Here is a 22,149-nt window from a genome sequence, read left to right as displayed (position 1 = left end):
GCCGGCACGCAGCCCGCGCCGGACGAGGGAGGAAATCAGATGAGGGCATCACTGGTCACCATGGCCGCCGCCGCGGCCCTGTCGACACCTGTGCTGGCGGCCCCTGCGGCCCATGCCGGCCCGGTGTTCACGCTCCGCTTCACGGGTGAGGTCGCCATCGCCCAGTGGACGACCTGCCCCGAGTTCGTCCTGGGAGCCCGTTGCGCAGACACGACGGTCTTCGCCTCGGACGCCCATACCTTCGAGACGTCCGACCAGGGGGCCGGCGGCGCCCACCTGCGCAGCCACGGCGACCGGATCGTGCTGCAACGGCAGTGGTACACGGTGGTCGAGGTCGACGGCATCCTGACCGGTCGACCGACGCGGGAGAGCTTCGGCTCCACCGACGCGGTGGACGTGAGCATCTCCCACCGCCTGACCTCGGCGACCGTGTCCGCCGCGGCCATCCCGATGCACACCACCGACTACGAGACCGAGACCGAGCTCGACGAGACGGACTCGTTCACGGGCAACTGGGCGCCGAGCGGCGACCTCAGCCGCATCGACGACCGGGTCCGGATCTCCGGCCGGTTCCTGTTCTTCCTCGAAGGAACCGACGGCTGGACCCGCCAGTCCGCGCCAACCGCCAGCGTGGACGGCCAGGCCGTTCCCGGTACCGCGACCCTGCACGAGCTCGTCGCCGTCCGGCAGTCGACGCTGACGGTCCTCAAGGGCGCCAACTCGCGGCAGTAGGCACGGTCAGGCCCAACCCGCCTCGTCGGCCCCGAAGCGGCGCCCCACCCACGCGAATTCGCTTGGGGTGTCATCGATTCCGAAGGCCGGGCGCGACTGGGCGACGCGACCATGGGCCGTGTCGGACTCGACCAGCCAGGGGTTCGGGTCGTCGATCGCCACGGCCGGTGCGTCGAGGGCGTCGGTCTGGAGCAGCCAGTGGGCGGTGCGGGCCAGGTGTGCCTCGACCCGCCAGGTGCCGCCGTCGGTAGCCCGTCGCCTCAGGGCCGCCAGCACCCCGGCCGCCAGCAGGTAGCCAGTCGCGTGGTCGAGCGCCTGGGCGGGCAACGCTCCCGGCATCACACCGTCCCGCGACTCGATGAGCGAGATCCCGGTGGCGGCCTGCACGATGCTGTCGAACCCGCGACGCCTCCCCCAGGGCCCGGCCGGGGTCCACGCCGTCAGGGTCGCGCAGACGAGCTGGGGGTGCTGCTCGGCGAGGTGGTCCGGGTCCAGCCCGTAGGCCGCGAGCGCACCGGGCCGGTAGCCGGTGACCAGCACGTCGGCCCCGGCCAGCAGGTCGTGGAGTCGCCGTCGGGCGTGCTCGTCGTGCAGGTCGACCAGCGTCGAGCGCTTGCCCGCGTCGGTGTCGAGGTGGAGGGCCTCCAGCTCCGGCAGGTGAGGGCTGTCGACCCTCAGCACGTCGCAGCCGAGCAGTGCCAACGTCCGAGTCGCGACGGGGCCGGCGAGCACCCGCGTGAGGTCGAGGATCCGCGGGCGCTCGGGGGCGGGGACCGGACCCTCCGAGCGGACTCCCGAGGGGCTCTCGCTGGGAAGGGACTTCACCGAGAGCACGTCGTGCGTGGCCACGGCGCCGCCCTGGTCGGAGGCCATCCACTCGCCCACCGACCGCACTCGCACCGCGATGCCGTGGTCGGCCGTCACGAGGTCCTCCACCTCCTGGGCCGACCGCTCGGCGATGGCAGCTGCGGCGTCCTCGCGGGTCGCTTCCTCGGCCAGACCCAGGGCCCGCAGCAACCGCACCCGGTGATGTGGATAGTTGGCGTGGGTGCGGACCCAGCCGTCTCGCGCCCCGAAGAACCCTGACAACGGTGCGAATCCGGGCTCGTGCACCCCATCCACGGTCTGCAGCTGGTCGTTCCGCAAGGACACCGACACCTGCCGCGGATCGACGTGCACCCGCCGCGAGCCGTGCAGCGCGGCAGCGGCGAGACCGGCTGCCGCGACCGAGCCGCAGGCGAGGGTGTTCACCGGAAGGGCGGCAGGAAGGGCGCTGCCGGCGTCGAGGTCGAGGTGCGCCGCGGCATACCCCTCGTCGAGGCCGAGGGCCGGGAGCACCTCGCGGAGCAGGTGGTTCACAGGTCGACTCTAGGACTCGGCGCCTGCCCCGTCGTCGGGACCACGAAGGTCGTCGGGACCACGGAGCCAGGCGCGGCCCAGCGTCCCGGGCTGTCCGATGACAATTGTCATGGGGACATTTCGTGCTTTGGGCGGAGCCTTGCGGAGGACGCCGCACCCACGGTGTCACCAGGGGACCACGAGGCCCCACCCCTCCATCACGGGAGCACACGATGACCCTTCGAATTGGTCTGGCGACAGTCGTTGCCGGATGCCTCGGACTCGCTGCGGGGGCTCCAGCCCTGGCCGGCAGCACGGCACCGGTGTCCACCGGCACCTCGCTGTCCGCACGGGCACCCGAGTCCGCCTTCCACGCGGCAGGCGACACGGCCGGCTCGGCCGATCCAGCCAGCTGCACGCGGCCCGCCCCGGACGGGCGGGTGAGCACGACGATTCACTGCTACACCCCCGACCAGATCCGCGCCTTCTACGGACTGTCGCCCCTGACCCCGGCCACGACGGACGGCGCTGGACAGACGATCGTGCTCGTGGATTCGTACGGAAGCCCCACTGCCGCAGACGATGTCGCCTTCTTCGCCAACACCTTCCACGGACCGACGCCAGACTTCGAGGCGGTCTTCCCACTGGGCAAGGTCGACTACACCCACGCCACGGGCAACGGCAGCGGCACCGCCGGACCGACGTCCGCCGACGGCTGGGCGAGCGAGGCGAACCTCGATGTCCAGTGGGCCTACGCCATCGCCCCCAAGGCGCACATCGTGCTGGTCGCCACACCGGTGGCGGAGACCCAGGGCGTCCAGGGCATGCCCAACTTCATGAACGCCATCGACTGGGCCATCGCGAAGTACCCGGCCGGGACGGTGTTCTCCATGTCCTTCGGGACCGCCGAGGAAGCGTTCGGAGGAGCCTCGGCGTCGGGTCAGTTCGCGAAGTTCGACCAGACCTTCCAACGCGGGTTGGCCAAGCACGACACCTTCTTCGCCTCGTCCGGTGACGACGGCTCCCTGGGCACGGGTCGCGCGCACCACCAGACCCAGACGGTGGACCACCCCTCGGTGAGCTACCCGAACTCCTCCCCCTACGTGACGTCGGTGGGTGGTACGCAGGTCCAGTCAGGGTGGACGTGGGCCCCGACGCAGGACAAGCCGTTCAACGACGACGGCAGCCGCAACCCCCTCTACTGGGCGTGGAACCCGGGTGGCAACACCCAGGCCGTCTGGAACGAGAGCTGGGCCTCGATCGGCACCGGTGGCGGTCTCTCGAGTGTCTATGCGCGGCCGGCCTTCCAGTCGACCGTCGCGAGTGTCGTCGGCAACCACCGCGGCGTCCCCGACCTGGCATGGAACGCTGCCGTCAACGGTGGGGTCCTCGTCTTCCACACGTACTTCCCCGAGATCGAGGGACCCCCGGCCTGGGGTGTCTTCGGGGGGACGTCGGCGAGCTCACCGCAGGTCGCCGCTGTCACTGCCATCGCGAACGCCTCTCGCAAGGCTCTCGGCAAGGCCGGCATCGGCAACCTCAATACGGCGATCTACGCCAACGGGTTCCCCCGCGCCAGCGCGTTCAGCGACGTGACGGCGCACACCTACGGCACCGCACCCAGTGGGGTCCTGCAGGACAACCGGATGTGGGAGACCGGGGCGGACGGGTTCGTCACGCCGGGGCCTGTGCCCGGGTTCCCGACGACCACGGGCTACGACCTCACCACCGGTTGGGGCAGCCCCCAAGCAGCCGGATACGTCGCCGGGCTCACGGCGGCTCCCTGACGACGTCCGGTGAGCGCCGGTTCCGGGGCAGCTGGCCTGCCCCGGAACCGGCGTGTCAGGTCCGGCTGGGCGCTGGGTCAGCTGCGTCAGCTGGGTCAGCGAGCGGCTGGGTCAGCGGCCGGCCGCCGCCTTCCAGGCGGCGTACTCGGCGCGCAGACAGGTGCCGCACGGCCGGTACCCCGCGGCGATGGCCGTCGCCTCGTCCGCGAAGAAGACACGGTGCTGGACGTAGCCACCCTGCCGGATGGCACGCAGCGCGGACGGGCAGTCGAGGCGTCCATACAGCTTGCCCAGCCGGTTTCCACCCAGCGTCCCGGGAACCTCACTCGCACAGGGCAGTCCGTCGGGACCGACGAGGGTGAACACGGCAGACAGACCTAGTAGCCCTCGGGGAGCAGCTCGCCCACGGGCGCGCTCGCCTCGAGGCGGTTGGCTGCCGGGGCGAGCGGGCACACCCAGCGGTAGTCGTAGACGCACGACGGGTTGTAGGCGAAGTTGAGGTCGACCACCCAGCGCCCCTCGTCGTCGCGCCCGAGGTCGGTGCCCTTGACCGTGTCGAGCAGGTAGCGCCCGGCTCCGTAGGTCTCGGTGCCCGCCGACCCGTCGCGCACGGGCAGGAACAGCCCGCCACCGTAGGAGTTGAGCCACCACAGGTCGAGGGTCCCGAGGCCGTCGAGCCTGACCCGCCCGGCGCCTGCGAACGGCACGATCCCGTCGGTCGCCGACCGGAACTCCCACGGCTCCTGGTCGCCGACCTCCTCGACCTCCACGACAAACCGGTATGCCGGGTCGTACGTCGCGTGCCGCAGCTGCTGGCCCTCGCGGCGCGGGGAGGCGGGGTGCTCGAGGAACAGTCGCGAGCGGGTGTCGACCCACCACGCATGGGCGGTGACGGGGTCCGGCTCTGCCCGCAGCGCGGCATACAGCGCATGCACCTCCCGTCGCCACGACGCGACGGCGAGCGCGGGCGGGTAGGTGAAGTCGTCGTCGTCCTGCTCGGTCACGGGATCAGTCCTCCAGGGCGTGGTCGTGGATGAAGCGCTCGGCTCGACGGTCGGGGACCAGCCACGTGATGGCGACGGCGACGTAGGCCAACACCCCGAGCCACGGAGCGACGAACGACCCGAGGATGCCGAGCACGTAGACGCCGGGACTCAGCTTGCCCTTGAGGTCACGGCCGACCGCCTGGCGCAGGAGGCCGTCCGGCCCGTCGCGGCGGAAGACCGCCAGCTGGAGGACGTAGTAGGCGACGGCCGCGCCCAGCAGGTTGATGCCGTAGACGACGACCGGCAGCTGCGCCAACCGGGTGTCGTCCATCCACGCGGTCGTGAACGGCACCAGGGAGAGCATGAAGAGCAGGCCGAGGTTGGCCCACAGGATGGCCCCGCTGACGTGGCGGACCAGCTGGAACATGTGGTGGTGGTTGTTCCAGTAGATGCCGATGTAGATGAAGCTCAGCAGATAGGTCAGGAGCCCGACGAGGGACGGCCTGAGGGCCTCGAGGGTCGGCTCCTCGGGAACCTTGAGCTCCAACACCATGATGGTGATGAGGATGGCGAGGACGCCGTCGCTGAACGCCTCGAGCCGGCCGGTTCGCATGGTGGGAGTCTAGGCACCCCTACCGACGCGACCGGGCCGGACTGGTGCGCAAGGCGGGACTTGAACCAACAGGTGCGCAAGGCGGGACTTGAACCAGTAGGAATGCCGCTCGGACTACCGAGTAGCGACACTGAGCATGGCTCACCATGGGCGCACCACGGCGACACCGTGGACATGTCCACCAGCAGCACCCCTGGCCAGGGCGACTGCGTCCTACCGGCTCCCTATGGGCGCCCACGACGTTCAGGCGCCCCATGGGGGTGCATCGGGCTACGTTCCGGCAGTTTGGTGTCCGAGCCCTAGGTACCGGACTTCTGCGTCGGCGCAGGGAACGGGGTCTTGCCCTGGGCGAGGGCGTCGGTGAGCTGCTCGATGCGACGGGTGCGGGTCTCCGGGCGCACCGCGGTCTGGATGCGATTCAGGAAGGCGAAGCGGTTGCGGCCGTCCAGCGCGGCGTAGACGTCGGTGAGGTCGCGCGCAGCCAGGGCGGCGGCAAGGTCGTCGGGCACCACTGCGGTAGCCGGGCTGTCGTAGGCGGCGTCCCAGCGGCCGTCCGCCTTCGCCATTTCCACCACGGCCAGGCCAGCGGGGCGCATCCGCTCCTCGGCGGTGAGCCGCTCGATGCGCTCGCGGTTGATCTTCGACCAGACGCTCTTCGCGCGCCGCGGGGTGAACCGCTGCACGTACCACTCGTCGTCGAGCCGTCGGGCGATGCCGTCGATCCAGCCGAAGCAGAGCGCCACGTCCACGGCCGTCGTCCAATTGATCGACGTGACGCCGGTGCCCTTCTTGGCCATCCGAATCCAGACGTGCGTGGCGGTCGACGCGTTTTCGACGAGCCAGGTCTCGAACGCCTTGTCGTCCTCGAAGAACACCGCGTCGGTGTGGACCATCGACATGGCAGCAGCCTAGGGGCACGGATTTGAAGTAGTTTGACGGTTGCCGAGGTCGCGGCGCTGAGCCAGACTGCTGCATTCCGCCGCCTGTCGGTCGTCGTCAACGTCCTCGACAGGCCTTTGGGCTTCAAGACACCATCAGAATCGCTAGCGGAAGCGTTGCGTTGACCGCCTGAACCCCGCACCGCTGTCGGCGCAGCGCCGGGTGCCGTGGATGTCGCAGTCATGGGCACTTGCTACGACGGTGCGAGCACTGTCTGGCGCCGGGCGGTTGTCGCAGTCCCGTCGGGGACACTGGGGGAACACCGACCGTAGCTTCGACAAGGAGTCAGCCGTGACCGAGGGAACCGTCCGCTGGTTCGATGCCGACCGGGGGTTCGGCTTCATCGCCCTCGGGCAGGAGGCAGATGACCTGTACGTGCATGCGTCCGAGATCGTCAGCGACGACGCGATGAAGCTGCTGCGGGAGGGGCAGGTGGTCGAGTTCGAGATCGGCGAGGGGGACCGCGGACCCCAGGCCCGCCGCGTCCGGGTCACGGCCGACCAGGCCGCCGATACACCGCTGGGCGTGCTCGGCACCGTCTCCTGGTACGAGCCTGCCAAGGGGTACGGCTTCATCACACCCGACGGCGGTGGTGCCGAGATCTTCGTGCACAGTTCGGCCATCGTGGGGGGCGGCGTGGTCTCGGAGGGGCAGCGGGTGGCGTTCCTCGTCGTCGACGGGGAGAAGGGACCACAGGCTGACCATCTGCTCCCCTTGGGAGCCCAAGCCGCCCAGCCGGCGGTGGCATCCGACGGGGCGGACGGCACCGTGTCCTGGTACGACGGGGACAAGGGCTTCGGGTTCATCACCCCCGAGTCGGGCGGCCCCGATGTCTTCGTCCACGTCCGGGAGCTGGCCGACGGGATCCCCGAGCTGGGCGAGGGGGACCGGGTGACGTACGACATCGTCGTGAGCGAGAAGGGCCCGCAGGCTCGCGACGTGCGCCTGGCGCGCAGCTCGACACCGCGGGGTGCACCCGCGACGTCGACGACCCGCGCTCGGTCGGGACATCGGGAGGCATCCGACGTCCCGGCGCGCGGCGGCGAGGGAGTGGTCGCGCGCTACGACGCGGAGCGGGGGTTCGGCTTCATCGCCCCGGACGCTGGAGGCGCGGACCTGTTCGTGCACGTGTCGGTCCTCAGAGGCGCCGAGGTGCTGCACCAGGGCGATCGGGTCCGGTACCAGGTGCGACAGAGCGATCGAGGACCACAGGCCGACCGCGTCGAACGGGTGTGAGCGGGAAGGCCGTCCCGGCTGAGTTGATGCTCAGGCGTCTCCCGATCCCGCCGCAAGCTCATGCCGCGATGAGGGCGCGTCTTTACGCCGCGAGCCGGGCCGTTGGATTGTCCGATCGGGCCTGTGGTTCAAACACTAGAAGGGGAGCTAGTCGCAGAGACTGCAAACACCAGTCACCGAAAGTTCGATGAAGTGAGCTGGGCACAGCCTCGCAGGAGGGCGACTCGTGGTAACGCGTCGTGAGCGTGCCTCAGCCAGCTTGGGTGTCAACTCGGCCTTGCCTCCATCGGCAGGCAGATCAGATGCGTACTTCCGGTAGCAAAGCAATCGGTGAGCCGCAGCGAGCTCGTCGACGTCGGCTGCCRGATCGACGTCAACCGACTTTGGCGCGCGCGCATAGCCCACCCCGATAGTCCCGTCCTGGTGGACGCAAAGCGACGTCAGCGGCACCTCGCCACTGTTAGCAGCGAGCTGCGCTACTCGCTCCAGCAACTTGCCGCTCCAGTTTCCGATCAGCATCCGGGTTCGGACGCCTGAGACCTGCTGCACGTGCTCGGTCAACTCCAGGTATGTGGTCCAGCCGTTGTATCTCCTGGCGGTCCCGATCAGCCAGTCGTAGGCGAGTGGTACCCACAAATTCATCGCCTCGGAGAACTGGACGCCGGAGTCGTCAGATATTCGATAGGTGCCAGGGGCCGGTGCCATGCCGACATGCTGCACCATTCCGCGCTCAGAGCCTGACACAGGATCCGGCTGCAAGATGCGAGCCAATGACTGTGAGTCTTTCCGCCGCGACTGAGCTGTCGCGGCGGAGCGTGCACACGCAGTACCGTTGACGTGGCGGCTCTTGGGCTCGGTGGCGACGCGGGGCCGCTCGGTGGCCCGCGGTTCCTGCAGGGGTTTCGGACGTCGGCGCAGGCCGACCGACCAGCTTTCAGGAGGACGCCATGGCACCACTCAGCAAGCCCCTGTCGTGCAGAACGAACCTGCACCACCACTGGGAGTACGCCCGGACCCCGGACGGCGCCCGCTACGAGCGCTGCGCGCGGTGCCTCAAGGAGCGGCGTGACGGCATCAGCGCCGGCACCAATGCGGGAATGGGGATCGGCGGCGGGATGATGGGCGGCGGCGGCGGCTAATTTGATCCCCGTCTTTGGCGGTCGTACGGCCACTCGAGGAGCTTCGCGCCGTGGCTGCTCCTGGCAGCCACCCACGGCCACACCCTCACGCGCGGCATCCCGCGACCAGACGCTCCTCGAGTCGGCGACCTGACTAACTGGGCCCCGGCACACGAGAGTGCTGAACTGGCATACGCCGCAACCGTCCTCGAGGGCGGAGTTTGAACCGTCACCCCTATCCGGCGATTGCCGGTGATGAGGGGCCCTCCGGTCGGCGGCCCCCGGCATGGCCGACACGGATCGAACATCCGCACATGCGGCGCAGCGTGTGCGTCTTTTCGCCGCGAGTCTCTGTCGATGTGGCGAGGCCTCTAGCCTGTCGGTGCGCGGCCAGCAGGTGAACGAGTACCTGGCAGGCCTCGCGCGCCTCACCGTCAGGGCCCCTGCCATCGCCGTTAAGGTCGGCACGCACCGCCCCACCGCTATCCGAGCAGGGCCACCGGATGCCCCGCAGCAGTGCCGAGTACGTGATCCTCGCTCCTGGGCTCTCCCGAGCAGCGATCCACACAGCAACCAGCCGCGCGAGTCCTACCAGCCCAGCGTGTGGCGCGCTCTAATAGGTCATGACGATCAGTGGTCGCCTGGCCCGACCGCGCGCCAGGGTCCCAGGCGCGAAAGGGCCGGTGCACCGATGACTCAGCAGCCGAGCGACTACGACCGAGGCTTGTCTATGGTCCGGAGCGCCTCCAGCGCGTTGGACGCCGCGGAGCTGGAGTACTGGTTCTTCGGCGGCTGGGCCGTCGATCTTTGGGTTGGGCGCCTTACCCGGCCGCACGACGACATCGACGTGCTGGTCTGGCGACACGACGAGGCCCGTGTCCACGAGGCGCTCCAAGGGGCCGGCTGGACCCACACGCCGTCACCGGAGGACAGGGTGGGCACCAACTACGTACGCGACGGGCACGAGCTCCAACTCACCTTCGCGGTACCCGGACCCGATGGAGGCGTCACCGTTCCAGTCCCCGAGCAACCGTTCGTGCTCTCCAGCGGGCCGCTCGCCTTCGTGCGCCGTGACTTGCAGGACGCGTCGGTCAGGGTCCTGACACTTGAGATGATGCTCGCTCACAAGGCCACTCCTCGTCCTGACGAGGTGGGCGGTGGCAAAGACCGCGCTGACTTTGAGGCCCTTCGATCAGTGACCGAATCCTCGTCGTAAGCGGAGTGCCCCCTCGGTCGGGCCGACGGTTGGCCGCGGCGCCCCCTGAGTCGCACCGACGGACGTGACGGCGGCCTGCTCAGCGTTCCCTCATGCCGCAATCGTGGTCGCGTGCTTCTGGCGGAGAATCCGCCAAACGAGGTCCGCGGGCTGCCGCAGGAGCTCACCCAGAAGCAGAATGTTGGTCACGCTCGAACGACGCCTTGAGCGCGTCGACGGTGATGGTGCGTTCCTTAACGGCGAATCGCCGCCAGATTGGTGTGCCCAGACGCCACACGCCGTACGACACCAGTTTGCCGCGATGGCGGACCAGCGTCTCGCTGTCGCCGGAGGCCTGCAGGTGGTAGCTCGGCCAGCCCTCGAACTTGAGCTTGCCCGACTTCGACTTCTCCCACCAGTGGTAGACGATCGTGTGCGGCGCTTCCATCTCGACGATCTCCCCGGGCATGCTGCCCTGGCTCGTCTCGTCGACGAAGGTCGTCCCGACGGCCGGTCCTCCGGGGGAGGTCTGCCGGGTATGCCTGAGCATGCTTCCCGTGTCGGCCATCCACTCGTTGTGAGCCTCGATGTCGATGAGCCGTGCGAACACCTGGTCGATCGATGCCCGGATCGTGCGCTCGAGCTCGAACTCGATGGGCTTCATACGAGCCAGCATCCTCGTGCGGCGAATGTCGTACAAGGCTCTACGGGGTCAACGCCGATGGTTCAAAGGCCGATGGTTCAAGGCAGGGACACGCGATGAGCGGTCGGGCCGTCGCCGGGGTCCGGTTGCGTGGTACCTACTCAGGGCAATGGACCCCGGCACAGGCAGAACGGATGCCCAGCAGGATCTGCGTACACCTGGAACACCTCTCCGTCCGTCGCCGGGTCGTCGGCGGTCTGGAGCAGCGTCGCGCCGAGGGACATCGCCCTGACGTGCGCTTCCGCCAAGTCGTCAATCCACACGTCCAGATGGATCTGCTGCTGCTGTTGACCTTGCGGCCACGCCGGAGCGACGTGATTGGGCGCGAGTTGGATTCCCAGACGCCACTCACCGTCCACGATGACGCTGTGCCATTCGTCCTCGGCGTCAACGATGCCGCCGAGCATCCCGGCCCAGAATGCACTCTCCGCGTGCAGGTCGGGAGCATCGAGAACATGAATCAGTCTCATCACGCGCATGACACCGATGCTGCCGAACGAGATCCCTCGATGGAAGGATCAACCGCTCTTCAAACGCCCTGATCTGCCGCAGAGTGAGGATCGCAACTGCCGAATTGAGGACGTGCCGAACATGCCGATGAACTCGCGCAGTAGGCCCGGCACGCAACAATGGGGACGTGACCACTGAGAGTCCCGAGCCCGCCCAACAGGGGCACGGTTGCGGGCAACTCGTCATCGTCTGTGGGCTGCCTGCAAGCGGAAAGACCACCCTTGCGGGGGCGCTGGCCACCGAGCGGCGTGGCCTTCGGCTGGGCCCGGACGAGTGGCTGCACGCGCTCGGCGCCAACCTTTGGGACACCGCCATGCGTGAGCGCGTCGAGGCGCTTCAGTGGTCCTTGGCGCAGGAGCTCTTGCGCATCGGCACGACGGTGATTATCGAGTGGGGAACGTGGGCGCGATCGGAACGCGAGGTTCTCCGGCGCCTGGCGAAGGCACTCGGGGCTACGACTGAGCTGATCTACCTTGACGTTGATGACCAGGAACTTTGGCGCCGGATCCAACAAAGGGGTGTCGAGGTGCCGCCCATCCAGCGCACTGATCTCAGTGATTGGGCAGCGCTATTCGAGGCGCCTGACGATGCCGAATTCGCCCGATACGACGCATGGTCGGCACAGACTTGAGCGCCCACTCGCCGCTGGCATCCACTTGCGTTGATCCTGACGCACCCTGCCCTCCTCAACAACGCCAGCACGGGCGCAGTCAGGGATCGCTACAAGGGAACCGCGGGTGGGTCCCGGATCAAGGTCCGATCCACGGCAGTTGCCACCGTGAGCCGCCCAGCGCCGGTACGCACGAACGTGTCACTGTCGGCACGTCCGCCGCCCCTCGAGCCAGTTACACCCGAGGCAGGGCCGGGTCGCCGATTGGTGCGACCATGTACACGGCAGTTGAGCCATAGAGTGCTATTGCAGACTGAGTTTCCGGCTCGGACGGGCGGAAGCCAAACTGGTGCCAGTACGTGTCTGCACCCACGACGGCGATCAGATCGAGGAACTCGAGCTGTTCCTCGGCGGCGACCTTCACCAACTGACCGAGCAGCCGTCTGCCCAACCCGACACCCTTCACCCTCACCGCGATGTCGTGAACATGAAAGCAGGTGGGGGTTGTCGGCAGTTCGAGCTCCGTGATGTCGAGCGGCAGGGGCATGCCTTTGAGCCAAGGGTGACCGACGCCGTATGCAACGAGGGAGTCGTTGGCGACGGCCGCGAAGCTCCCCGCCGGAAAGGCCCGTAGGTAGGCCGCAAAGGTCTCCGGCGGCTCATAGGACGAGTAGTCCTTGTATGCCCCAGCCTGGGTCTCGCAGACGGCTGGGATGTCCGACACAGCCAGGGGACGGACCTCGATATCCATCGGATCAGTCTGGCCACGTGCTGAGCGAAAGGCTACTCACGATGTGCGTCACCGCCGACTGTGCGGGTTTCGCTCACGGCTTGAACGCGCACCCATTTCCGGGCGTTCCCAGCGCGCAGTTCGCACGTCAGCCCTGACAACTCGCGACCAGCACCATCACTCCTTCAGGAGAGTGAGCCGGGAACGCCCCGCAGACGACATGCTGGTCCCATGCGCCTCCCCTCGGCCACACGCGCACAACTCGTCGGCGCCGGCGCCGCGACGCTGTGGCTCGTCGCCGTCCTGACTGTTGAGGCCGCAACGCGCAACCCGGACTTCGTTCCCTCCATGCTGTACGCGCTCGCGCCCCTTATCGCCTGCTCGGTTCTGCCTGCGTCGCTAACAGCCGTCTACGGCCTGGTGGCTGTGGCGCTCACGGCCATTTCCAGCCTGTGGAACCAGAGCTGGGCCAGCCAGCAGATGTGGGTCCGGGTTGTTGACGTCGCACTCGTCAGCGGCGCCGCCATCGCGCTCGCCGCACTCCGAATGCGCCGAGAGAAGCAGGTAGCACGAATCACGAACATTGCCGAAGTTGCGCAACGAGCGGTTCTGCCGCGCGTGCCACCCCAGGTGGGCCCGGTCATTGCCGCAGTCCGCTACATGTCAGCCTCCGAGGACGCCCTCGTCGGGGGCGATCTGTACGACTGGTTTCACTCCGAGCAGCGCATCTGCTTCATCGTCGGGGACGTCCGCGGCAAAGGGGTGGGTGCCGTCGAGCAGGCCGCCCGCGTCATCCGCGCCTTTCGCCAGTTCGTGGCAATCGAGCCTGAGCTCCCAACCGCAGCGGCGAAGATGAGCGCCTACCTCGCACCGTTCATGGACGATGAGGAGTTCGCCACGGCCGCACTGATCCAGGTCGAGCGCCAGCACGTGACTCTCGTCAGCTGCGGGCATCCTCCACCCCTGCTGATCCGCACCACCGGCGACGCGGACCTCCTTGACCCACCCGCCTGCCTGCCGTTGGGCATCGGCGAGACGTACGAAGCGGCCAGGGCGAGCTGGTCGCCGGGTGACCGGGTGTTCCTCTACACCGACGGCCTCAGCGAGGCGCGAAATCGACGCGACGAGTACCTGTCCGTCCCCCACCTGGCCACACTCCTCCAGGCGACAGACCTTGAAGCGTCCCTCGACGGCGTGGTGGCCACCGTTCTCGGGCACGTTCCCCATGGACGGTTCACCGACGACCTCGCGGTCCTGCTGCTCGAGAACGCGTATGACGTCGAGCCGCGCCCAACGGATCTTCGAGACTTCGGAATCCCCCGTCCACCGATCGCGTCGTCCGTCGCTGTCCCAAAGCGTGCTCAGCGTGCTCCGCGATGAGTGGGTCGCCGCCGTGTGCTCGATGTGCGTGTGGGCTGGGTGCACCCATGCGTAAACTGTCGCCGCCCGCCGGAGTGGTGGAACTGGTAGACACGCGGCACTTAGGATGCCGTGCCCTTGGGCGTGGGGGTTCGAGTCCCCCCTCTGGCACTGTTTTTGACTGGTATGCCGTCAGCCGAGGAGCTCGCGCAGGTGCGGCACCATGGCGCGGAACGCCTTGCCGCGGTGCGAGATCGCGTTCTTCTCGTCGGGGCTGAGCTCGGCGGCATGGCGCGTGTCGCCCTCGACCACGAGGACGGGGTCGTAGCCGAAACCGTTGGCGCCCTTGGGCTCCCGAGCCAGGGCACCCGGCATACGTCCCTCGGTGGCGCGCACCGTGCCGTCAGGCAGCGCGAGCACTGCCGCGCAGACGAACGCCGCCGCGCGGTGCTCGTCCTTGACGTCGGCGACCTGCGCGAGCAGCAGCTCGAGGTTGGCCCGGTCGTCGCCGTGGCGACCCGACCAGCGCGCCGAGAAGATGCCGGGCGCCCCGCCGAGCACGTCGACGGCCAGACCCGAGTCGTCGGCCAGCGACGGGAGCCCCGTGTGGGCGGCGAGCGCCACGGCCTTGAGCCGGGCGTTCCCCTCGAAGGTCACCTCGTCCTCGACGACGTCCGGCGCGCCCTCGAACTCGGACGCGCCCACGATCTCGAGGCCGAGCTCCTCGCACACGTCGGCGAGGATGGCGCGCAGCTCGCCGACCTTGTGGTCGTTGCGGGTGGCGAGGACGACKCGGGTCACAGCAGGCGCTCGCGGGGGGTGGTCGCGAGCGCCTCCTGCTGCTTGCGCGTGAGGTCGGCGCACCCGACGGTCGCCTTGTCGAGCAGCTTGTCGAGCATCGCGCGGTCGAACGCGCCGTTCTCGGCCGTGCCCTGCACCTCGACGAAGCGACCGTCGCCGGTCATGACGACGTTCATGTCGGTCTCGGCGGTCGAGTCCTCGGGGTAGTCGAGGTCGATGACCGCCTCCCCCTTGACGATGCCCACCGAGACGGCCGCGATGGACCCGGTCAGCGGCTGGGCGTCCTTGCGGATCAGCCCCTTGGCACGGGCGTCCTCGATGGCGTCGACGAGGGCGACGTACGCCCCGGTGATGGAGGCCGTGCGCGTCCCGCCGTCGGCCTGGAGGACGTCGCAGTCCAGCACGATCGTGTTCTCGCCCAGCGCCTTGGTGTCGATGATGGCGCGCAGGCTGCGGCCGATCAGCCGGCTGATCTCGTGGGTGCGACCACCGACCTTGCCCTTGCGCGACTCGCGGTCGGAGCGGGTGTTGGTGGACCGCGGCAGCATCTCGTACTCCGAGGTTACCCAGCCGGTGCCCTTGCCCTTGAGCCAGCGCGGCACGCCCTCGGTGAACGACGCAGCAACCAGCACGCGCGTGCGCCCGAACTCGACGAGCACGCTGCCCTCGGCGTGGTCCAGCCAGTTGCGCGTGATGCGCACCTCGCGGGTCTGGTCGGGGGTGCGTCCGTCGTGGCGCGTGGTCGGGGTCATGTCAGTCACGCGGCAAGGCTAACGGGGTATGCCGGATGGTCACCGACACCCCTCACCCGCCCCTGTTGGAAGCGAAACTTCCGGAAATCCGGAAGTTTCGCTTCCAACAGAGGCGAAGCGCGGGGTCCTGCCGGGCGTCGGTGGCCCGGCCTAGGCTGGACCCATGGCTGACACGACCTCGCATGCCCAACGGCTCGGTGCCCACGTCGACTCGGCCGACCCGGTCACCGCCGCCCAGGAGCGTGGCGCCGGTCTCAGCCAGTTCTTCCTGGGCAACCCGCAGGGCTACAAGGGTCCCGAGTACGACTACGAGGGCGGCCCCGAGGCGCTGGGTGCCGCCGCCGAGGCAGCCGACGTGGACCTCTACATCCATGCGCCCTACCTCATCAACGTGGCGACGACCAACAACCGGATCCGCATCCCGAGCCGCAAGCTGCTGCAGCAGTTCATCGACGCGGGTGCCGCGATCGGGGCCAAGGGGCTGATCGTGCACGGCGGCCACGTCGACAAGGCCGAGGAGGTCGACAAGGGTTTTGACAACTGGCGCAAGGCGATCGAGGCGACCGACCTCAAGATCCCGTTGCTCCTCGAGAACACCGCCGGCGGCGACAACGCCATGGCCCGCACCCTCGAACGCATCGGCCGGGTCTGGGACGCCATCGGCAGCGCCGAGGGCTCCGACAACGTCGGCTTCTGCCTCGACACCTGCCACGCGCACGCCGGGGGCATCGCGCTGGCCACCGCCGTCGACCAGATCAAGGCCATCACCGGGCGGATCGACCTCGTCCACTGCAACGACAGCCGCGACGAGTTCGACTCCGGGGCGGACCGCCACACCAACCTCGGCGAGGGGCTCATCGACCCCGACGAGCTGGCCGGTGTGGTCCGGGCAGCCGGCGCGCCGGTCGTCATCGAGACCCGGGGCGGCCTCGATGGTCAGCGCGCCGACCTCGACTGGCTGCGCGCGCGACTCTGACCGAGGTCAGTCCACCTGGGTGCGTTCAGTCGACCAGGGGGTGCGTCGCGAGGAACCGCCGGATCTGCTCGCGCGGGTTGTCGCCCAGGTGCGGGCCATGGGTGAACGCCGCCGTGGTGTAGTCCAGCTCGGCCAGCCGGTGGGCGGTCTTCTGGGTCAGCGCGAAGTTCGTGCAGAACGACTTGATCGGCCACCGCAGCCCGCGCACGTTGAAGATCGAGTCGCCGGTGATGAGCACCCCCGACTCACGATGCAGGTATGCCGCGTGGCCGGGTGAGTGCCCCGGCGTGTGCACGACCTCCAGACCTCCCGCGACGTCGAGCACCTGGCCGTCGACCAGCCGCTCCCCCACCGTGACCGCGGGGAAGGCGTTGGTCCCGAAGAAGCGCGTCATGAGCCTCGCGAGCAGGAACGACTGGTCGCGCTCGGCGGTGTGACCCGCCTCGGCGAACGGCGCGTCGTCCTCGTGGATGCCGAAGTCGAGCCCGGTCCTCGCGGCCACGTGAGCCGCGCCGCCCGCATGGTCGGGGTGCGCGTGGGTCAGCAGCAACCGGGTGACGTCCGAGGGGCCGGAGCCGATCGAGGAGAGGGCCGCCAGCACCTTGGGTCCGGACTGCTTGATGCCCATGTCGACGAGCGTGACCTGGCCGTCGGCGTCGCGGAGGATGAAGCCGTTGACGAAGTCACCGAGCAAGGGGATGCGCCAGACACCGGGCACGATCGGAACGGCTGCCGCTCTGGCCATGGTGGGAGCCTAGGCGATCACCCGCCACCACGCCTTCCCCCACTTCTGGCCACCCCTGCCGCACCAGGCGCCCTGAAACGGCCCTGCACCCGGCACCGGTGGCCAGAAGTGCGTTCGGGTCCCCACTTCTGGCCACCCCTGCCGCACCAGGCGCCCTGAAACGGCCCTGCACCCGGCACCGCTGGCCAGAAGTGCGTTCGCGTCCCCACCTGCGAGCTGCCCTCAGACCTGGTAGGTCTTTCCCTGGACCGCGAGGTCCAGCGGACCCGACCAGACGGCGGCGGCCTGCGCGCGGCATACCTCGGGGTCGTTCCAGGGCGGGATGTGGGTGAGCATCAGTCGCTGCACGCCACCCGCCGCAACCGCGGCCGCAGCCGCGCGGGAGCCGGACAGGTGGACACCCACCGTGTCGTCGCGGCCGTCGACGAACGCGCTGTCGACCAGCGCCAGGTCGGCGCCGGCGAGCAGCGGCGTGAGCGCATCGCACGAGTCGGTGTCGCCGGTGTAGGCGAGGACGGCGCCGTCGGCCTCGACGCGGAAGCCATACGCCTCCACGGGATGGTTGACCCGGTATGCCGTGATGCTGAACGGGCCGACGTCGGTCACCTGGGCGTCGGCGAGCTCGTGGACCACGAACTCGGAGCTCATCCCGCCGTGCTCGAGCCCGTGGTACATCAGGGCGAAGCGTTCCTCGGCACCGGTCGGCGCATGCACCGGGAGCTGACCCTCGACCCGACCGCCGGGACGGTACTTGCGGGTGACGTAGAGCCCGCAGACGTCCACGCAGTGGTCGGGGTGCAGGTGGCTGACGTAGACCGCGTCGAGCTCGGCCAGGTCGACGAACCGCTGCATGGGCCCGAGCGCGCCGTTGCCCAGGTCGAGCACGACCGACCAGGTGCGACCGGCGTGCTCGGCCTGCACGAGGTAGGACGAGGCGGGCGAGTCGGGACCGGCGAAGGAGCCCGAGCAGCCGACCACGGTGAGCCTCACCGGGAACCCCCCGAGGCAGCCGGTGCGGCGACGGACCGGACGACGGCATCCCCGAAGACCGCGTCACTGTCGGCGCCCACCTCCGGGCCGAGGAACCGGCGTGCGAGGCGGGTGAACTCCGCCGCGTCGCCGGTGGTCGTGAAGCCGTGGCTCGGCGGCGGCAGGTGGGCCGGACGCAGGGCGTCGGAGTCGGCCAGCACCCGGTAGACGTCCTTGGCCGTCTCGTCGGCGGAGGACACCAGGGTCACGCCGTCGCCCATGACGTAGGAGATCGCGCCAGTGAGCAGGGGGTAGTGCGTGCAGCCGAGGACCAGGGTGTCGACGTCACCGTCGATGAGCGGGGCGAGGTAGCCGCGGGCCACGTCGATGACCTCCGGTCCGCTCGTGACACCGGACTCGACGAACTCCACGAACCGCGGGCACGGGACGCTGGTCACGTCGAGGTGGGGTGCCGCGGCGAAGGCGTCGACATAAGCGCCGGACTGGTGGGTGCCCCAGGTGGAGATGACGCCGACGCGGTGGTTGCGGGTGGCTCGGGCCGCGCGCCGTACCGCCGGGCGGATCACCTCGACCACGGGCACGTCGTAGCGCTCGCGGGCGTCGTGCAGGACCGCCGCGCTCGCGGTGTTGCAGGCGATGACGAGGGCCTTCACGCCGTGGTCGACCAGGCGGTCGAGGCACTCGAGGGCGAACTCGCGGGACTGCGCGATCGGTCGCGGACCGTAGGGCGCGCGCGCGGTGTCCCCGAAGTAGGCGATCGACTCGTGCGGGAGCTGGTCGAGCACGGCACGTGCGACGGTCAGCCCGCCGTAGCCCGAGTCGAAGATCCCGATGGGTGCATCCGCCACGGGTCAAGGCTAGGTGCCGACCTCCCCGCGAACCTCATCCACGCGACGTCTGGTGTGTCACATCCTTTGGCCGCGTGGCCTCCGTCACGGAGTCAGGGCGTGGGCGAGGGTTTCCTGCAGCCAGGTGAGGAAGTCGTAGACCGCGAGCGCGTAGACCGCCGGGTCGTCCGGCGGCAGGCCCGACACCTGCTCCTCGAGCAGGTCGAAGTCGTCGTCCCGCTGGAGTCCGAGCCGCTCCCCCAGCACCAGCCGCACGTCGGTCAGCGCGATGAGCAGCGCGAGCGCCTGGGGCTGCTCGAGCGAGACCTTCTGGTCCTCGATGCCGGACAGCGCCCGGATGGCGGTCGTGAGGTTCGCCGACTTGCGGGCGCGCAGGCCGTCCTCGGTCAGCCGCCGGAACTCAGCCGCGATCTGGTCGTCCTCGCGGTTGGCCGTCGGGAAGATGCGCTCGAGCGCCGGGTCGCGCTCCTGTGGCACCGAACCGGTCAGCCGTGGCACCTGGTCGGCCGCCGACAGGGACACCCCCATGCCGATGCCACCGAGCCCCGCCACGATCTGGTCGAACTCGTCACCGGCCGCGCCGCCGCCGCCGTCGCCGCCGTCCTCAGCGCCAGCCGCGCCGTCCGCGCCGTCCGCGCTGTGCTGGCCACCCGGCACACCCTCGGCCGGCTGCTCGGGCTCGACGAGCTCGAGCACCTGCTCCATCAGCCCGACGACGAGGCCGCGCTCGACCGCGTCGAGCTTCGCGACGTAGCGCCCGTCGCGTCGCTTGAAACCCCGTGCCACGTCAGCTGTCCTTCTGGAAGGTGGCCCACAGGCCGTAGCCCTGGAGCGCCTCGGTGTCGGTCTCCATGCGCTCGCGGGCACCGGTCGAGACGACGGCGCGGCCCTTGGTGTGCACGTCCATCATCAGCCGCTCGGCCTTCGACTTGGAGTAGCCGAAGTAGGTCTGGAAGACGAACGTGACGTAGGACATCAGGTTGACCGGGTCGTTCCACACCAAGGTGATCCACGGGACGTCGACCTCGGCGAGCTCGTCGGTGGCGGCACTCTTCTGCTCGACGGGCGCGAGGGACATCTCGAGAGACATCTCGAGGGACATCTCGACGGGGACAGCATGTGGCACGGCCACCACCTTAGGCTGCCGACGTGACCCCACGTTCACCGAGCAGCCCGTCCAGCACGGCGCTGCTGACCGACCACTACGAGCTCACCATGCTCGAAGCCGCACTGCGCAGCGGTGCGGCCTCCCGGCGCTGCGTGTTCGAGGTGTTCGCCCGGCGCCTGCCCGACGGACGCCGCTACGGCGTCGTGGCCGGGACCGGCCGGCTGATCCCCGCCATCGAGCAGTTCCGGTTCGGCGACGAGGAGCTCGACCAGCTGCGTGGCGTCGTGGACGAGGCGACGCTCGCGTTCCTCGCGGACTACCGCTTCGACGGCGACATCGTCGGGTATGCCGAGGGCGAGTGCTACTTCCCCGGCTCGCCCGTGCTGGTGGTCGAGTCCGACTTCGCGCACGGGGTGGTCCTGGAGACGCTGGTGCTCTCGATCCTCAACCACGACAGCGCCATCGCGTCGGCTGCGTCGCGGATGACGTCGGCTGCGGGCGACCGGCCCTGCATCGAGATGGGCTCTCGCCGCACCCACGAGGAGGCCGCCGTGGCAGCCGCCCGTGCGGCCTACATCGCAGGGTTCGCGACCACGTCGAACCTGGAGGCGGGTCGCCGCTTCGGCGTGCCGACCGCCGGCACCGCGGCGCACGCCTTCACCCTGCTGCACGACGACGAACGGGAGGCGTTCGCCGCCCAGATCGCCGCGCTGGGCAAGGGCACCACCCTGCTGGTCGACACCTACGACGTGCCGGCCGCGGTCGCCCTGGCCGTCGAGCTGGCCGGGCCGGAGCTCGGCGGCGTCCGACTCGACTCGGGCGACCTGCTCGTCCAGGCGCGCGAGGTGCGCGACCAGCTCGACCGGCTCGGCGCCACGGACACCCAGATCATCGTGACGAGCGACCTCGACGAGCACGCCATCGCGGCCCTGGCAGCCGGGCCGGTGGACCGCTACGGCGTGGGGACCTCCCTGGTCACGGGCTCGGGCGCCCCCACCGCGGGGATGGTCTACAAGCTGGTGTCCCGTGAGGACGGCTCCGGCGCGATGGTCGGCGTCGCCAAGCGGAGCAAGGACAAGGCGTCGGTCGCCGGGCGGAAGTACGCCTTGCGTCGGCGCAACGCCCGCGGGATCGCCGAGGAGGAGGTGGTCGGCATCGGCCAACCCCCGCTCGACGACGGGGACGACCGCGCGCTGCTGGTGCCGCTCATGACCGCCGGCCGGGTCGTCGGTGACGGCGCCGGCGACCTCGAGGCCGCCCGCGCCCGGCACACGGCCTCCCGCGCCGAGCTCCCCGCCGCCGCCAGGAGGCTGCAGCGCGGGGAGCCCGCCATCCCGACGACCTACCTCGACACCGAGTGACAGGCCGCCGTGGCAGTAGCGTGCGGAGCATGAGCCGCGCGCTGGTCATCGTCGACGTGCAGAACGACTTCTGCGAGGGCGGTTCGCTCGCCGTGGCCGGCGGCGCCGAGGTGGCGCGACGGATCAGCGAGCACGTGCTCGCCCACCACGAGGAGTATGCCGCGATCGTCGCCACCGCCGACTGGCACGACGACCCGGGCGCCCATTTCAGCGAAACACCAGACTTCGTGGACAGCTGGCCGGCGCACTGCCGAGTGGGCAGCGACGGCGCGCTGTTCCACCCGGCCGCCGAACCCGCGTTCGAGTTCGTGGAGGCGATCTTCCGCAAGGGCCACCACAGCGCGGCCTACAGCGGGTTCGAGGGGCACACGGTGCAGGCCGATGCGACGGTGGGCCTGGCCGAATGGCTGCGCGACCGGGCCATCGAGGAGGTCCACGTGGTCGGCATCGCCACCGACTACTGCGTGCGTGCCACCGCCCTCGACTCCGCCGAGGAGGGCTTCGAGACGACGGTGCTGCTCGACCTGACGGCCGGGGTGGCGCCGGCGAGCACGGCGACGGCACTGGTCGACCTGGCCACAGCGGAGATCACCACGCGCGGCGAGGTCGTGCGCGGGTAGCCGCCCACGCGGCATACCCCGCCTTTCACCGGGACTTTCCCACCCGGACTTCTCACAGACCCCATGACGGGACTGTGCGGCAAGTGTTACGA

General features: G+C 69.5%; 25 protein-coding genes and 1 tRNA gene. 11 read left to right on the top strand and 15 right to left on the bottom strand.

All coding sequences use genetic code 11. The features are described 5' to 3' along the window. Positions 1–39: 39 nt before the first annotated feature. Complete coding sequence (locus tag AC1DVZ_RS02330) at positions 40–732, top strand: hypothetical protein (protein WP_477616572.1); 693 nt, start codon at positions 40–42, stop codon at positions 730–732. A 6-nt stretch (positions 733–738) separates the two neighbouring features. Here the strand turns inward: AC1DVZ_RS02330 and AC1DVZ_RS02325 are convergent, their stop codons facing one another. Next, positions 739–2,091, bottom strand: coding sequence for a CoA transferase (locus tag AC1DVZ_RS02325; RefSeq protein WP_477616571.1), 1,353 nt, complete (start codon positions 2,089–2,091; stop codon positions 739–741). 212 nt (positions 2,092–2,303) lie between these two features. Between AC1DVZ_RS02325 and AC1DVZ_RS02320 the strand changes: the two genes are divergently transcribed. After that, entirely contained in the window at positions 2,304–3,857 is a 1,554-nt protein-coding gene (locus tag AC1DVZ_RS02320; RefSeq protein WP_477616570.1) for a S53 family peptidase, read from the top strand. A gap of 111 nt (positions 3,858–3,968) precedes the next feature. Here AC1DVZ_RS02320 and AC1DVZ_RS02315 read toward each other — a convergent pair whose 3' ends face one another. From AC1DVZ_RS02315 to AC1DVZ_RS02300, 4 genes are all read right to left on the bottom strand, one after another. Continuing rightward, entirely contained in the window at positions 3,969–4,223 is a 255-nt protein-coding gene (locus AC1DVZ_RS02315) for an Ada metal-binding domain-containing protein (RefSeq protein WP_477616569.1), read from the bottom strand. An 11-nt stretch (positions 4,224–4,234) separates the two neighbouring features. After that, on the bottom strand, positions 4,235–4,861 hold the full coding sequence (locus tag AC1DVZ_RS02310) for a DUF1684 domain-containing protein (protein WP_477616568.1): 627 nt from the start codon (positions 4,859–4,861) through the stop codon (positions 4,235–4,237). 4 nt (positions 4,862–4,865) lie between these two features. Further along, positions 4,866–5,456 (bottom strand): TMEM175 family protein, encoded by a 591-nt coding sequence (locus AC1DVZ_RS02305; RefSeq protein WP_477616567.1) that lies wholly within the window; start codon positions 5,454–5,456, stop codon positions 4,866–4,868. Between the two features lie 299 nt (positions 5,457–5,755). Then, positions 5,756–6,355 (bottom strand): YdeI/OmpD-associated family protein, encoded by a 600-nt coding sequence (locus tag AC1DVZ_RS02300; RefSeq protein WP_477616566.1) that lies wholly within the window; start codon positions 6,353–6,355, stop codon positions 5,756–5,758. 331 nt (positions 6,356–6,686) lie between these two features. On the opposite strand from AC1DVZ_RS02300, the gene AC1DVZ_RS02295 reads away from it, so the two are divergent. From AC1DVZ_RS02295 to AC1DVZ_RS02285, 3 genes are all read left to right on the top strand, one after another. Further along, a complete protein-coding gene (locus AC1DVZ_RS02295; RefSeq protein WP_477616565.1) occupies positions 6,687–7,631 on the top strand; it encodes a cold-shock protein in 945 nt (314 codons plus the stop codon). Between the two features lie 947 nt (positions 7,632–8,578). Then, entirely contained in the window at positions 8,579–8,770 is a 192-nt protein-coding gene (locus tag AC1DVZ_RS02290; RefSeq protein ID WP_477616564.1) for a hypothetical protein, read from the top strand. A 709-nt stretch (positions 8,771–9,479) separates the two neighbouring features. Further along, the gene (locus AC1DVZ_RS02285) at positions 9,480–9,965 is read left to right on the top strand and encodes a nucleotidyltransferase domain-containing protein (RefSeq protein ID WP_477616563.1); all 486 of its coding nucleotides are present in this window, start codon (positions 9,480–9,482) and stop codon (positions 9,963–9,965) included. Between the two features lie 163 nt (positions 9,966–10,128). Here AC1DVZ_RS02285 and AC1DVZ_RS02280 read toward each other — a convergent pair whose 3' ends face one another. Both AC1DVZ_RS02280 and AC1DVZ_RS02275 read right to left on the bottom strand, forming a co-directional pair. Further along, positions 10,129–10,608 (bottom strand): SRPBCC family protein, encoded by a 480-nt coding sequence (locus AC1DVZ_RS02280; protein ID WP_477616562.1) that lies wholly within the window; start codon positions 10,606–10,608, stop codon positions 10,129–10,131. Positions 10,609–10,748: 140 nt separating this feature from the next. After that, positions 10,749–11,126, bottom strand: a complete 378-nt coding sequence (locus tag AC1DVZ_RS02275; RefSeq protein ID WP_477616561.1) for a VOC family protein — start codon at positions 11,124–11,126, stop codon at positions 10,749–10,751. Between the two features lie 158 nt (positions 11,127–11,284). Here AC1DVZ_RS02275 and AC1DVZ_RS02270 point away from each other — a divergent pair, with 158 nt between their 5' ends. After that, positions 11,285–11,788 (top strand): P-loop nucleotide/nucleoside kinase family protein, encoded by a 504-nt coding sequence (locus tag AC1DVZ_RS02270; protein WP_477616560.1) that lies wholly within the window; start codon positions 11,285–11,287, stop codon positions 11,786–11,788. 214 nt (positions 11,789–12,002) lie between these two features. Here the strand turns inward: AC1DVZ_RS02270 and AC1DVZ_RS02265 are convergent, their stop codons facing one another. Further along, positions 12,003–12,518, bottom strand: a complete 516-nt coding sequence (locus AC1DVZ_RS02265; RefSeq protein ID WP_477616559.1) for a GNAT family N-acetyltransferase — start codon at positions 12,516–12,518, stop codon at positions 12,003–12,005. Positions 12,519–12,728: 210 nt separating this feature from the next. On the opposite strand from AC1DVZ_RS02265, the gene AC1DVZ_RS02260 reads away from it, so the two are divergent. Continuing rightward, on the top strand, positions 12,729–13,877 hold the full coding sequence (locus tag AC1DVZ_RS02260; RefSeq protein ID WP_477616558.1) for a PP2C family protein-serine/threonine phosphatase: 1,149 nt from the start codon (positions 12,729–12,731) through the stop codon (positions 13,875–13,877). A gap of 68 nt (positions 13,878–13,945) precedes the next feature. After that, a tRNA-Leu gene (locus tag AC1DVZ_RS02255) sits at positions 13,946–14,027 on the top strand. Between the two features lie 21 nt (positions 14,028–14,048). Here the strand turns inward: AC1DVZ_RS02255 and rdgB are convergent. Together rdgB and rph are read right to left on the bottom strand one after the other, a co-directional pair. Next, complete coding sequence (rdgB, locus tag AC1DVZ_RS02250) at positions 14,049–14,657, bottom strand: RdgB/HAM1 family non-canonical purine NTP pyrophosphatase (protein ID WP_477616557.1); 609 nt, start codon at positions 14,655–14,657, stop codon at positions 14,049–14,051. After that, positions 14,654–15,409, bottom strand: coding sequence for a ribonuclease PH (gene rph / locus AC1DVZ_RS02245; RefSeq protein ID WP_477616611.1), 756 nt, complete (start codon positions 15,407–15,409; stop codon positions 14,654–14,656). The genes rdgB and rph overlap by 4 nt, the downstream gene beginning before the upstream one ends. Positions 15,410–15,572: 163 nt before the next feature. Here rph and AC1DVZ_RS02240 point away from each other — a divergent pair, with 163 nt between their 5' ends. After that, positions 15,573–16,385 carry a deoxyribonuclease IV gene (locus tag AC1DVZ_RS02240; RefSeq protein WP_477616556.1) on the top strand — a complete coding sequence of 271 codons (813 nt, stop codon included), beginning with the start codon at positions 15,573–15,575 and terminating at the stop codon, positions 16,383–16,385. A gap of 25 nt (positions 16,386–16,410) precedes the next feature. Here the strand turns inward: AC1DVZ_RS02240 and AC1DVZ_RS02235 are convergent, their stop codons facing one another. The 5 genes from AC1DVZ_RS02235 to clpS all read right to left on the bottom strand — a co-directional run bounded on the left by AC1DVZ_RS02235 (position 16,411) and on the right by clpS (position 20,046). After that, positions 16,411–17,130: an MBL fold metallo-hydrolase gene (locus tag AC1DVZ_RS02235; protein WP_477616555.1), complete on the bottom strand. Its 720-nt coding sequence runs from the start codon at positions 17,128–17,130 to the stop codon at positions 16,411–16,413. Positions 17,131–17,352: 222 nt separating this feature from the next. Continuing rightward, on the bottom strand, positions 17,353–18,120 hold the full coding sequence (locus AC1DVZ_RS02230) for an MBL fold metallo-hydrolase (protein WP_477616554.1): 768 nt from the start codon (positions 18,118–18,120) through the stop codon (positions 17,353–17,355). After that, positions 18,117–18,968 carry a glutamate racemase gene (murI, locus tag AC1DVZ_RS02225; protein WP_477616553.1) on the bottom strand — a complete coding sequence of 284 codons (852 nt, stop codon included), beginning with the start codon at positions 18,966–18,968 and terminating at the stop codon, positions 18,117–18,119. The genes AC1DVZ_RS02230 and murI overlap by 4 nt, the downstream gene beginning before the upstream one ends. An 84-nt stretch (positions 18,969–19,052) precedes the next feature. Next, positions 19,053–19,754: a DUF2017 domain-containing protein gene (locus AC1DVZ_RS02220; RefSeq protein WP_477616552.1), complete on the bottom strand. Its 702-nt coding sequence runs from the start codon at positions 19,752–19,754 to the stop codon at positions 19,053–19,055. 1 nt (position 19,755) lies between these two features. Then, positions 19,756–20,046 carry an ATP-dependent Clp protease adapter ClpS gene (gene clpS / locus AC1DVZ_RS02215; RefSeq protein WP_477616610.1) on the bottom strand — a complete coding sequence of 97 codons (291 nt, stop codon included), beginning with the start codon at positions 20,044–20,046 and terminating at the stop codon, positions 19,756–19,758. Positions 20,047–20,183: 137 nt separating this feature from the next. Between clpS and AC1DVZ_RS02210 the strand changes: the two genes are divergently transcribed. Beyond that, complete coding sequence (locus tag AC1DVZ_RS02210; RefSeq protein ID WP_477616609.1) at positions 20,184–21,437, top strand: nicotinate phosphoribosyltransferase; 1,254 nt, start codon at positions 20,184–20,186, stop codon at positions 21,435–21,437. Positions 21,438–21,466: 29 nt separating this feature from the next. Further along, positions 21,467–22,057 carry an isochorismatase family protein gene (locus tag AC1DVZ_RS02205; protein ID WP_477616551.1) on the top strand — a complete coding sequence of 197 codons (591 nt, stop codon included), beginning with the start codon at positions 21,467–21,469 and terminating at the stop codon, positions 22,055–22,057. The last annotated feature ends 92 nt before the right edge of the window (positions 22,058–22,149 follow it).

The organism is Pedococcus sp. P2_E5, assembly GCF_056403895.1.
Note: the sequence above shows the minus strand (reverse complement) of the source record. Positions and strands in the feature narration are given on the sequence as shown.

Bases quoted from the DNA above. Each gene is read 5' to 3' on its own strand.
- AC1DVZ_RS02330 (WP_477616572.1), top strand. From the start codon at position 40: ATGAGGGCATCACTGGTCACCATGGCCGCCGCCGCGGCCCTGTCGACA.
- AC1DVZ_RS02320 (WP_477616570.1), top strand. From the start codon at position 2,304: ATGACCCTTCGAATTGGTCTGGCGACAGTCGTTGCCGGATGCCTCGGA.
- AC1DVZ_RS02305 (WP_477616567.1), bottom strand. From the start codon at position 5,456: ATGCGAACCGGCCGGCTCGAGGCGTTCAGCGACGGCGTCCTCGCCATC.
- AC1DVZ_RS02300 (WP_477616566.1), bottom strand. From the start codon at position 6,355: ATGTCGATGGTCCACACCGACGCGGTGTTCTTCGAGGACGACAAGGCG.
- AC1DVZ_RS02290 (WP_477616564.1), top strand. From the start codon at position 8,579: ATGGCACCACTCAGCAAGCCCCTGTCGTGCAGAACGAACCTGCACCAC.
- AC1DVZ_RS02285 (WP_477616563.1), top strand. From the start codon at position 9,480: ATGGTCCGGAGCGCCTCCAGCGCGTTGGACGCCGCGGAGCTGGAGTAC.
- AC1DVZ_RS02280 (WP_477616562.1), bottom strand. From the start codon at position 10,608: ATGAAGCCCATCGAGTTCGAGCTCGAGCGCACGATCCGGGCATCGATC.
- AC1DVZ_RS02275 (WP_477616561.1), bottom strand. From the start codon at position 11,126: ATGCGCGTGATGAGACTGATTCATGTTCTCGATGCTCCCGACCTGCAC.
- AC1DVZ_RS02265 (WP_477616559.1), bottom strand. From the start codon at position 12,518: ATGGATATCGAGGTCCGTCCCCTGGCTGTGTCGGACATCCCAGCCGTC.
- AC1DVZ_RS02260 (WP_477616558.1), top strand. From the start codon at position 12,729: ATGCGCCTCCCCTCGGCCACACGCGCACAACTCGTCGGCGCCGGCGCC.
- rph (WP_477616611.1), bottom strand. From the start codon at position 15,409: ATGACCCCGACCACGCGCCACGACGGACGCACCCCCGACCAGACCCGC.
- AC1DVZ_RS02240 (WP_477616556.1), top strand. From the start codon at position 15,573: ATGGCTGACACGACCTCGCATGCCCAACGGCTCGGTGCCCACGTCGAC.
- AC1DVZ_RS02235 (WP_477616555.1), bottom strand. From the start codon at position 17,130: ATGGCCAGAGCGGCAGCCGTTCCGATCGTGCCCGGTGTCTGGCGCATC.
- clpS (WP_477616610.1), bottom strand. From the start codon at position 20,046: ATGTCCCTCGCGCCCGTCGAGCAGAAGAGTGCCGCCACCGACGAGCTC.
- AC1DVZ_RS02210 (WP_477616609.1), top strand. From the start codon at position 20,184: ATGCTCGAAGCCGCACTGCGCAGCGGTGCGGCCTCCCGGCGCTGCGTG.
- AC1DVZ_RS02205 (WP_477616551.1), top strand. From the start codon at position 21,467: ATGAGCCGCGCGCTGGTCATCGTCGACGTGCAGAACGACTTCTGCGAG.